A 4,527-nucleotide genomic window follows, 5' to 3' on the forward strand; every position below is an offset into this window, starting at 1 on the left:
CCCGAGCTGCGCCGCGGCCGACGGCTCGGAAGCGGACGTCGACACCGCCTCGGCCTCCTGCGCGGTGCGCTCGGGCGCCCCGTCGGCAGGCGGCGTCTCGTCGCCCGAGGGCTTCGCGCCGCGGAGCGTGGGCAGGGAGGGCATGAGCTGGCGCAGCTTCCACGTCACGGCGTCGACGCCCTGGGCCCCGAACTCGGCCAGGTCCGACGGGGTGGTGCGCCAGGAGACGTGCTTGGCCCCGCCGCGCGAGGCGAGGAGCGTGTCGGCGACCGGCGGCGTGCCGTCGCCGTAGTCGGCGTCGCGGCGCAGCCGGGGCAGGACGGGGAGGGTCCTGCCGTGCGCGGGGCCGGCGAGGTAATGGCGGTCGGTGCCGCCGGGAATCGCGCTGAAGGAGACGACGCCGCGACCGCCGACGGGGAACTCGATCACGGTGGCCTCGCCCTCGCGGCGCACCGCGGGGCGGAGGATGCGATCGCCGTCGTCCACCTGGACGTCGTGCAGGACCTCCGCGGAGCGCACCGTGAGCCGGTGCACTCGGCGCAGGCCGGAGCGCGTGACGCGGTGGCTGATCGCGCTCGCGGGCACGGGCTCCTCCCCGTCGGTCGCGAACACGGCGGAGAGGTCCAGGGCGCGGCCCGGGGGCGGGCCGACCACGGCGCCGTACTTCGCCACGACCGCCTCGGCGGAGAAGCGCTCGTCGAAGATCTCGCGGGCGCGGCGGCCGAAGCGCTCGCGCAGCTGCGCGTCCGCGACCAGCTCGTCCAGCCGGGCGACGAGGGCATCCACGTCGCCGACGGGGACGATGAACCCGCTGGCGCCGTCCTCGACCGCGTCCCGCGGCCCGAACTCGTAGTCGTAGGTGACGGTGGGCAGGCGGTGGTAGGCGGCCTCGAGGAGCGGGTACCCGAACCCCTCGGACAGCGAGGTCATCAGCACGATGTCGGCGCTGGAGTAGACGTCCTGCTCGGTGCCGAAGCCTGGGATCGAGACCCGGTCCCGCAGCCCGAGCGAATCGATCAGCTCGTTCACCGCGATGAAGTAGGGGTTCAGCGGGCTGATGTTGCCCCACAGGGTCAGGTGCACTGAGTCGTCCTCGAGCCGCGACAGGGCCCTGATCGCCTCGAGCTGGTTCTTGCGGTGCTGGAACGAGGCCGGCAGCACGATCTCGACGCCGGTCCGGGGCTTGCGCACCACCTGCGCGGGATGGTGGATGTTGGGGATGCACACCACGTCCGCGGCGTCGAAGCGCGAGGCGAACTGCTCGTTCAGCCCCTCGGCGACGGTCTGGACCCGGTCGATCGCCTCCCGGGCCTCGTCCACCAGCGCCCAGAGCTCGTCGTGGTGGCGGTAGTCGCCGTGCACCTGCAGCAGGGTGCGGGGGCGCCGCTCCTGACCGGCGAGGGCGCGGTGGAAGGCGAGGGCCTGGACCGGGGTCGTGAAGATCACGGTGTCCTCGGCGGTGAGCTCCTCGTTGAGCTGGCGCAGGGCGGCGAGCTGGTCGGCGGTGAAGGCGTACGGCGTCGAGTAGACGCGCCCGGTGAGGACGGGGTGGACGTTCTCGGCGAGCAGGCGGCCGCCCTCGGCGGGCAGCGTCTGGAGCACGTAGGCGGGGACCCCTGGATCCAGCGGCCAGCGCGGCATGGCGAGCTCGGCGCCGTCCCCCGCTCCCAGGAAGCTCAGGACCGCCAGCGGGTATCCCCCACGATGCAGGGCGTTCGCGGTCTCGACCACGGACTTGTGGTAGCCGGTGGGGCCGGACAGCTCGTTGACGCAGATCAGGATCATGGTCCGCGCAGTCTATCCACGTGCTCCGTTCAGATCCGGTTCTTGCGGAGCGCCGCGAGCGCCCCGGTGACCAAGTGCACCGCTGCGCTCGGGACGGACAGCCGCTCCTGGCCCCGCAGCACCTGCCACACGGCGCGGACCGCACGGGTGCGGTCGGAGGAGTGGGAGTCCTCCTGCGCGGCGCGGTAGAGCGCCAGCGGCTCGTCGATCCCGGCGGCGGTGCCCCCCTCGCGCAGGATGCTCAGCCACAGCGCGTAGTCCTCGGCGCCGGGGACGTCCGGCATCGTCACCGGTCCCGTGCGCTCGAGGTCGACCACGGCGGTGAGGTTGCCGATCACGTTGCGGCGCAGCAGACCCTCGCGGGTGAGTTCCGTGGGGACGTGCACGACGCGGCCCTCGGGCACGAAGTCCGCGCCGGTGCCCGCGAAGTCGGCCGACACGCGGTGGTAGCCGCAGTACAGAAGTGACGCACCGCTCGTCCGGGCGAGATCGAGCTGCCGCTGCAGCTTCTCGGGGAGCCACAGGTCGTCCGCATCGCAGAAGGCGAGGAAACGCCCGGTGCCGCTGGCGATGCCGGAGTTCCTGGCCGCGGCCGGGCCGCCGCTGCGCTCCCGGCGGACGATCCGCACCCGCGCATCTCCCTCCGCGAGCTCCTCGGCGATGCGCACGGTGTCGTCCGTGGAGGCGTCGTCGACCACCACCAGCTCGAGGGAGCGGAAGGTCTGATCGAGTACGCTTGTCACCGATTGACGCAGGGTCCGCGCACCGTTGAACACCGGCATCACGACCGTCACCAGCGGAAGCGGATCCTTTGCGGTAGTCACGACGCACGATCATACCGACGCCCGAGGACGGCCCAGCCCGCCGCGCCCGTCCGGCTAGAGGAGAACGAACTTGGCAGATCAGAAGGCGGAGGTACCGCTCGCTCCGCGCCTGACATCCGCGGAGTCAGAAGCGCTCGCCGCGCGGGCGGGACTGGACGAGATGGGGGTCCGGCCGCCGCTGGGCCGCTACATCAAGCAGGTCTGGCAGCGGCGCTCGTTCATCTGGAACCTCTCCGCATCCCGGGCGTATTCCCGCAACCAGGGCTCGTACCTGGGTCAGGCCTGGGCGATCCTGCGCCCCGTGCTCGACGCGGCCGTGTACGTGATCATCTTCGGCTTCCTGTTCCACTCGAGCGCGCCCGGCATCGAGAACCGCGCGGCGTTCATCACCATCGGCACGTTCACCTACTCCCTGTTCCAGACCTCTGTGATGTCGGGCCTGAACTCGGTGCCCACGAACCTGCAGCTGATCAGGTCGCACAAGTTCCCGCGCGCGGTGGTGCCGCTCGCGACGGTGATGACCGAGACCGTGCTGTTCGCCCCGATCCTGGTCGCGATGATGGCGGTCGTGCTGGTGACCGGCGTGCTGCCGGGCATGGGCGTGGTCGTGCCGACCTGGTCATGGTTGCTGCTCCCCCTCGCGGCCGTGCTGCTCGCGGTGTTCTCCGCCGGCGTCGCCATGTTCTTCGCGCGCCTGGGCGCGCGCGCCCCTGACATCGCCAACGCCATGCCCTTCATCCTGACGCTGGGCCGCTACGCCTCCGGCGCAATGTTCCTGATCTCGGCGATGGTCCCCGACGAGCTCTGGCTGAAGCCGCTCCTGCTGCACCAGCCGGTCGCGATCTACCTGGAGCTGTTCCGTGCGGCGTTCGGGAACGAGCCGCTCATCCCGATGACACCGGGCCTCTGGCTCGAGGCCACCGCCTGGGCGGTGGGCGTCTTCGCCATCGGATTCCTGTACTTCTGGCGCGCAGAGGAGACCTACGGTCGTGACTGAGGACATCGATTTCGAGATCGACCCCGAGAACCTCCCGGACCGCGTGGACCGCGACAAGCCGCTGGGCGCGCCGTCGGTGGTGGTCGACGACCTGCACATCACGTACCGCGTGTTCGGCGCCCGCCGCAGCGGGACCACCAAGCAGCGCGCCTCGCTGTGGGACAAGATGGTCAGCCTCGGCCGCCCCGACACCGGCCCGATCACCGAGGTGCCCGCCGTGCGCGGCGTGTCCTTCGTGGCTCATCACGGCGAGTCGATCGGCATCCTGGGCACCAACGGCTCGGGCAAGTCGACCCTGCTGCGGGCCGTGGCGGGGCTGCTGCCGCCGTCCTCGGGCCGGGTGTTCACCTCCGCCGAGCCGGAGCTGCTGGGCGTGAACGCCGCGATGCTCCCCCGACTCACGGGCGAGCGCAACATCATGATCGGCGGTCTCGCGCTCGGGCTGAGCACCAAGGAGGTCAAGGCGAACATCCCGGGCGTGGCGGACTTCGCCGAGCTCGGCGACTTCCTGTACCTGCCGATGACGTCCTACTCCTCGGGCATGGCCTCGCGCCTGCGGTTCGCGATCTCGACGATCCGCACCCCCGAGATCCTGATGATCGACGAGGCCCTCGCCACCGGCGATGCCTCGTTCCGCAAGAAGAGCACCGCCCGGATCGAGGAGATCCGCGGACAGGCCGGCACCGTGTTCTTCGTGTCGCACTCGCTCGCCTCCGTGCGGGCGATGTGCACGCGCGCGCTCTGGATCGACAAGGGCGTGCTGGTGGCCGACGGCGACGTCGATGAGGTCGCGGACCTGTACCACGCCTACGTGGAGGGCCGCACCGACGCCTCCTCCGGCGCGAAGCTGAAGTAGGGCCGACGGGCACAGCCCCCACGGGGCATCACCTGCGAACGGCGGGCCGGGCGATCTCTCGCCCG

Annotated in this window: 4 protein-coding genes; 2 read left to right on the forward strand and 2 right to left on the reverse strand. The window is 71.4% G+C overall.

Going from position 1 to position 4,527, the window contains the following annotated elements:
• A partial coding sequence (locus HMPREF3159_RS03030; protein WP_141748041.1) for a glycosyltransferase occupies positions 1–1,785 on the reverse strand: 1,785 nt, incomplete at its 3' end.
• A 29-nt stretch (positions 1,786–1,814) separates the two neighbouring features.
• Entirely contained in the window at positions 1,815–2,609 is a 795-nt protein-coding gene (locus HMPREF3159_RS03035; protein WP_246821448.1) for a glycosyltransferase family 2 protein, read from the reverse strand.
• 70 nt (positions 2,610–2,679) lie between these two features.
• On the opposite strand from HMPREF3159_RS03035, the gene HMPREF3159_RS03040 reads away from it, so the two are divergent.
• Positions 2,680–3,606 carry an ABC transporter permease gene (locus HMPREF3159_RS03040; protein WP_246821450.1) on the forward strand — a complete coding sequence of 309 codons (927 nt, stop codon included), beginning with the start codon at positions 2,680–2,682 and terminating at the stop codon, positions 3,604–3,606.
• On the forward strand, positions 3,599–4,462 hold the full coding sequence (locus HMPREF3159_RS03045) for an ABC transporter ATP-binding protein (RefSeq protein ID WP_070499615.1): 864 nt from the start codon (positions 3,599–3,601) through the stop codon (positions 4,460–4,462). Before HMPREF3159_RS03040 ends, HMPREF3159_RS03045 begins: the two co-directional genes overlap by 8 nt.
• The last annotated feature ends 65 nt before the right edge of the window (positions 4,463–4,527 follow it).

Origin of the sequence: Brachybacterium sp. HMSC06H03 (assembly GCF_001807385.1) — a bacterium.
GTDB lineage: Bacteria > Actinomycetota > Actinomycetes > Actinomycetales > Dermabacteraceae > Brachybacterium > Brachybacterium conglomeratum.